We start from the raw sequence: 5,823 nt of genomic DNA, 5'->3' as shown, positions 1-5,823 counted from the left end.
GCTGGCCGAATACGACCTCATTCGCCCCACACCCTCCACATCGTGGAGGGTTTCGGGCCCACGAGGACGTTTTCGCCGCGCGGAGGTCGTTCTCGGGCTGGCGAGGTCGTACTCGCCGCGTGGAGGTCGTTCTCGGGTTGGCGAGGTCGTACTCGGTCGGGCGCAGGGGGTCGTATCGGGGCCGATGAGGTCGTATTCGGCGGATCAGCGCCTACTGGCTGCGACCCATCGCGCGCGGGCGCGGCTCGGTCGGGCGCAGATCGGCGACGCGGCGGTCAGGCTGCGACCTCTCGCGCGCGGGCGCGGCCGGATGGCGCGGAGTTTTGCGGTTACGGCCAGCGGCTGCGACCCCTCGCGCGGGGCGCGGCGGGTGGGCCGCCCGGTGGCACCTGGCGTATGGCAAGTCGTGACCGGCGCTCCGACTCGGATCCGCCGTCACACAAAGTTGAGTGGAATAGACTCAAGGCTGCGTCGGTTGAGGCGTGCAGAAACTCCGGACCGCCTGTGTCCGGGCATCCACGTCAAGGAGGTCCATATGGACACTAACTTCACCACCCGCTCGCAGGAGGCGATTTCCGGAGCCATGCAGGCGGCCGCCGCCGCGGGCAACCCGCAGGTCGACTCCGCGCACCTGCTCTCCGAGCTGCTGACCCAGACCGACGGCGTTGCCGCCGGACTGCTCGCCGCCGTCGTCCCCGACGCCGCGGCCCGCCAGGCCATCGGTGCGGCCACCCGACGCGTACTGACGTCGCTGCCGGCCAGCTCCGGCTCCTCCGTCGCCCAGCCGCAGCCCTCGCGCGCCTTCCTCGCCGCTCTGGAGGCCGCCGGCAATGAGGCCAAGCAGCTGGGAGACGAGTACGTCTCCACCGAGCACCTGCTCATCGGCCTGGCGGCCGGCAGCCCCGCGGCCGACCCCGTCGCCAAGCTTCTAGCCGACGCCGGCGCCACCGCCCCGAAGCTGCGCGAGGCCCTGCCGCAGGTGCGTGGCTCCGCCCGCGTCACCTCCCCGAACCCCGAGGGCACCTACAAGTCCCTGGAGAAGTACGGCACCGACCTGACCGAGGCGGCCCGCGAGGGCAAGCTCGACCCGGTGATCGGCCGCGACGCCGAGATCCGCAGGGTGGTGCAAGTACTGTCCCGCCGCACCAAGAACAACCCCGTGCTGATCGGCGAGCCCGGCGTTGGCAAGACCGCCGTGGTCGAGGGCCTGGCCCAGCGCATCGTCGCCGGCGACGTCCCCGACTCCCTGCGCGGCAAGCGCCTTGTGGCCCTGGACCTGTCCGGCATGGTCGCGGGCGCCAAGTACCGCGGCGAGTTCGAGGAACGCCTCAAGGCCGTACTGAAGGAGATCAAGGACTCCGACGGCGAGGTCATCACCTTCATCGACGAGCTGCACACCGTCGTCGGCGCGGGTGCCGGCTCGGAGGGCGCCATGGATGCCGGCAACATGCTCAAGCCCATGCTGGCCCGCGGTGAGCTGCGCCTGGTCGGTGCCACCACGCTGGACGAGTACCGCGAGCACGTGGAGAAGGACCCCGCCCTGGAGCGCCGCTTCCAGCAGGTGTACGTGGGTGAGCCCTCCGTGGATGACACGGTTGCGATCCTGCGTGGAATCGCCCCCAAGTACGAGGCCCACCACCAGGTCACCATTTCCGACGGCGCGCTCGTAGCCGCCGCCACCCTCTCCGACCGCTACATCTCCGGCCGGCAGCTGCCCGACAAGGCCATCGACCTGATCGATGAGGCCGCCTCTCGGCTGCGCATGGAGCTGGACTCCTCGCCGGTGGAGATCGACGAGCTGCGTCGCCGCGTGGACCGCATGCGCATGGAGGAGTCCTACCTGGCCGACTCCTTGGAGGAGGGGGGCGACCGTGCCGACCCCGCCGCCGTCGACCGGCTGGAGCGGCTGCGCGCCGAGCTGGCTGACGCCTCCGAGCAGCTGACCGCGCTCAATGCCCGCTGGGAGGCGGAGAAGGCCGGTCACAACAAGGTCGGTGAACTGCGCGCACAGTTGGACGAACTGCGCACCAAGGCGGACCTGGCCGAGCGCGAGGGCCGCTTCGAGGAGGCCGGGCGCCTGCGCTACGGCGAGATGCCCGCCCTGGAGAAGCAGATCCGCGACGCCGAGGCGGCCGACACCACCGTGGTCGGCCCGGACGGCGTCGAGCGCGAGGGCGTCGGCCCGGAGCCGATGATCGCGGAGAAGGTCGGCCCCACCGAGATCGCCGAGGTCATCTCCGCCTGGACCGGGATTCCCGTCGGCAAGCTGATGCAGGGCGAGCAGGCCAAGCTGCTGCGCATGGAGGAGGTCATCGGGGAACGGCTGATCGGCCAGAAGGCGGCCGTCACCGCAGTCGCCGACGCCGTGCGCCGCTCCCGCGCGGGCGTGTCCGACCCCGACCGGCCCACCGGCTCCTTCCTGTTCCTCGGACCCACGGGCGTGGGCAAGACCGAGCTGGCCAAGGCCCTGGCTGACTTCCTGTTCGACGACGAGCGCGCCATTGTGCGCATCGACATGTCCGAGTACTCCGAGAAGCACGCGGTGGCCCGGCTGGTCGGGGCGCCTCCGGGGTACGTCGGCTACGAGGAGGGCGGCCAGCTCACCGAGGCCGTGCGGCGCCGCCCCTACTCGGTGGTGCTGCTGGACGAGGTGGAGAAGGCCCACCCCGAGGTCTTCGACATCCTGCTGCAGGTGCTCGACGACGGCCGCCTGACCGACGGCCAGGGCCGCACCGTCGACTTCCGCAACACCATCCTCGTGCTCACCTCGAACCTGGGCAGCCAGTTCCTCATCGACCCGCTGCTGTCCCCGGATGAGAAGCGTGAATCGGTGATGACCGCGGTGCGCAGCGCCTTCAAGCCGGAGTTCCTCAACCGGCTTGACGACACCCTGATCTTCGACGCGCTCACCAAGGAGGAGCTCGGCAAGATCGTCGACATCCAGCTGGCCCGCATGTCCGAGCGGCTGCAGGGGCGCCGCCTCACGCTTACGGTTACCGACGCCGCCCGGGAGTGGCTGGCCGACGAGGGCTACGACCCCTCCTTCGGTGCCCGGCCGCTGCGCCGCCTGGTGCAGCGGGAGATCGGCGACCGACTGGCCAAGATGCTGCTGGCCGGCGAGGTGCTCGATGGCCAGGAGGTAGTCGTCGATGTCAGTCCCGAGGGCGTGCTCGCAGGCCTGGCGCTGACCGCCCGCGGGGAGGCCTGGGCGCCGTCGGCCGCCACGCCGATGGGCTGAGCGGGCGCCCGGGCGGGGCTGCCCGCGCAGGGACGCGCCGCCCGGGCCCGCCGGGCATCGGTGCCAGAATAGGGGCATGTCTGGTATCTCGGCCCATGATCCTGCTGCTCCCGGCGCAGGCGCCTCCACCGGTGGGCGCTGGCGCGGCCCCGGCCGCCCGCCGGCCGGAAGCGAGGACAAGCGTGAACGGATCCTCAACGAGGCCGTGGCCCTGTTCGGCGCTCACGGATACGCGGGTACCTCCCTCGCGGACATTGCCGCGGCCGCTGAGATCTCCAAGGCCGGGCTGCTGCACCACTTCGCCTCCAAGGAGGCGTTGTTCGCCCAGGTGCTGGAGCGGCGCGATCGGGAGGACCGCGCGAGCCTGCTGGGTGATGACCGGTTCAAGGACGATCCGTGGGCGCTGCTGGACGCGTTTGCCGCCCTGGTTGAGCACAACACCCAGCACCGCGACCTGGTGGCGATATACACCGCGACGACGCCCGCGGTGCTGGCCACCGCGCACCCCGCACACACCTGGCTGGCCCACCACTTGGCGGAATCCATTGCCCAGATCGAGGAGAGCCTGGAGCGGGGCAAGGCCTCTGGGGTGGTGCGCCCCGAGGCGCCCTCGCGGCTGATCGCGCGCTCGGTTGTGGCGCTCAGTGACGGGCTGCAGATCCAGTGGCTGTGCGCCACCACGCCTGACACGGCCGCGGCGACGAATGTCGGCACCGGGATGGTGGATGAAATGCGCCTGTATGTTGCCGACCTCAAGCAGCGCTGGCGCATCGACTGATTCCCCCTCCCCACCGCCACGATGGAACCCTCCCCACCGGCACCGCGGCACCCCGCCGGGATCGGTTGATATGACCAGCGCTTCCGGCATGATCAGTCCCACCAACACACGCGAATCCGCTCGGTGGGCCAGCCGATGTCCTCGAGTTCACGGTCGGGAAGTGGCAGCACTTGGTCGGGGGCCATTGCCTCGGGAAACCAGCTGCGGACCTGCTCGGGCCGGACATCGGTGACGACCATGACCTCCTCGGCGAACGGCCAGTCCGGGTCGTCAAACATGGAGATCGCCACCCGCACGTCGTCAACGTCGTCCCGGGAGAGAAGCTTCTCAAGGACGGCGCATACCTGCTGGGGGTCGGGCATGTCCTGCGGCTCGCCGTCGAGCACCACATTGGCCATGATGCTGCCGGTGACGTGGTTGCCTTCGAAGAACTCCTCCAACGTCAGCAGCGGCGTGGGACGGTACACGCCGGCGTCCGCGTCCCAGAAGGGGGCGATGCGGGCGGTGATCCGCTCAAGTGGTGTCGTCATGTCTCGACCCTACTTCGCTACGATGGTCGGCAATCCCGGGTCGGGACGTATCGTTCGTGTGTGACCGCGCGCCAGCCAGACCAGCCGTCTTCGCCGACCCCGCATGTGAACGGTTCGGTTGACGATGCTGAATTGGAGCGTCTGCACGCCGAGGCCTTCGGGTTGGAGGCCGAAGTCCCACCACCCCCGTGGGCGGCACGGCTTCGAGAACACAGCCTCTTCTGGGTCACCACCCGTGTGGAGACCACGCTCGTCGGCTTCGTCAATGTACTCGGCGACGGCGGGCTCCATGCGATCTTGATGGACACCTGCGTCAGTCCGAGACACCAGGGGCTTGGAATCGGTACTCGGATGGTGGAAGTCGCCGCTCAGGAGGCGCGCCGCCGGGGATGCCGATGGCTGCACGTGGACTACGACCCGCCACTGGCCTCGTTCTACGAAACTGGTTGTGGGATGTCTGCGACGTCGGCGGCACTGCTTGACCTGGGATCGGCGGACAAGGCCGCGCCGGTTTAGCTGCTCGGCTGGAGTTCAACGAGCTTCTCGGAACCCTCCCGGTTATGGGGCTCTTCCGATTTGTGGGTGCTGGTGGGTGGTGTGCTCCTCGGGCGTCCCCGTCGTGGGGGTGGAGTGTCCGGATTCGGCACAAAGGCCGTTGGCGACCGCTGGGGCCGTGTCTGACAACCGCATGATTTCAACGTTCTGTCCGTGGTCGTCGGTGACGTCGGAGTCGTTTATGCCGATTCTGGACACTTCGGTCCGCCGCGCGCGGGACTCGGCGCCCGGTGCGCCGGCCGACGGCGGTGAGGCCGGCCGGGACCGGCGCCCGCACCCTCCCGGGCCCCTACTTGGCCCACTCGGCCCGCGTCCCTCCAGTTGGACCGCGTTCCTGCGGTCGGGAGCGCGTCGGGGGCGATCCAAGTGCCGGAACACGGTCCAAGCCGACGAGGTCGGCGACGCGTCCCCCACGACACGCCCGAACCGCGCACGCATTAGTGCCGGCAACCCCGCAATGCGGAGCCACGGCCGTATCCGGAGCGGCGTTCGCTGCGCGGGGCGCCCTGTTGTTTATAACCGACCCTGATTGTGTCCGCGGCCCCGATAGCGCCTGCTTCATCGGCGTGTTGATAACCCTCGATACCCGGGGTTATCGGCGTAAACGTGGTGCTTTAGACCGGCGTGTCGGGGTGTTCTAGCTGGTTCGTCCGGCCCGGCCTTTGCGGGTCCTGAGGCCTTCTTCGGGGGTGGGTGTGGTGCCCCATCCTGCGGGGTGCGTA

Annotated in this window: 4 protein-coding genes; 3 read left to right on the top strand and 1 reads right to left on the bottom strand. The window is 69.6% G+C overall.

Features of this window, described 5'->3' with window-relative positions; translation table 11 throughout:
* Nucleotides 1-535 precede the first annotated feature (535 nt).
* Both clpB and GZ998_RS03960 read left to right on the top strand, forming a co-directional pair.
* Entirely contained in the window at nt 536-3,238 is a 2,703-nt protein-coding gene (gene clpB, locus GZ998_RS03965; protein WP_162679837.1) for an ATP-dependent chaperone ClpB, read from the top strand.
* Between the two features lie 76 nt (nt 3,239-3,314).
* On the top strand, nt 3,315-4,016 hold the full coding sequence (locus tag GZ998_RS03960; protein WP_219109096.1) for a TetR/AcrR family transcriptional regulator: 702 nt from the start codon (nt 3,315-3,317) through the stop codon (nt 4,014-4,016).
* 92 nt (nt 4,017-4,108) lie between these two features.
* On the opposite strand, the gene GZ998_RS03955 is transcribed toward GZ998_RS03960, so the two are convergent.
* Nucleotides 4,109-4,546, bottom strand: a complete 438-nt coding sequence (locus tag GZ998_RS03955; protein WP_162679838.1) for a hypothetical protein — start codon at nt 4,544-4,546, stop codon at nt 4,109-4,111.
* A gap of 60 nt (nt 4,547-4,606) precedes the next feature.
* On the opposite strand from GZ998_RS03955, the gene GZ998_RS03950 reads away from it, so the two are divergent.
* Complete coding sequence (locus GZ998_RS03950) at nt 4,607-5,062, top strand: GNAT family N-acetyltransferase (RefSeq protein ID WP_202616215.1); 456 nt, start codon at nt 4,607-4,609, stop codon at nt 5,060-5,062.
* The last annotated feature ends 761 nt before the right edge of the window (nt 5,063-5,823 follow it).

The organism is Actinomyces sp. 594, from assembly GCF_019325145.1.
Taxonomy (GTDB): Bacteria; Actinomycetota; Actinomycetes; order Actinomycetales; family Actinomycetaceae; genus Actinomyces.
This window is presented reverse-complemented; position numbering and strand designations above follow the sequence as displayed.

Excerpts from the sequence above, each read along its gene's own strand:
- clpB (WP_162679837.1), top strand. The coding sequence starts at position 536 with ATGGACACTAACTTCACCACCCGCTCGCAGGAGGCGATTTCCGGAGCC.
- GZ998_RS03960 (WP_219109096.1), top strand. The coding sequence starts at position 3,315 with ATGTCTGGTATCTCGGCCCATGATCCTGCTGCTCCCGGCGCAGGCGCC.
- GZ998_RS03955 (WP_162679838.1), bottom strand. The coding sequence starts at position 4,546 with ATGACGACACCACTTGAGCGGATCACCGCCCGCATCGCCCCCTTCTGG.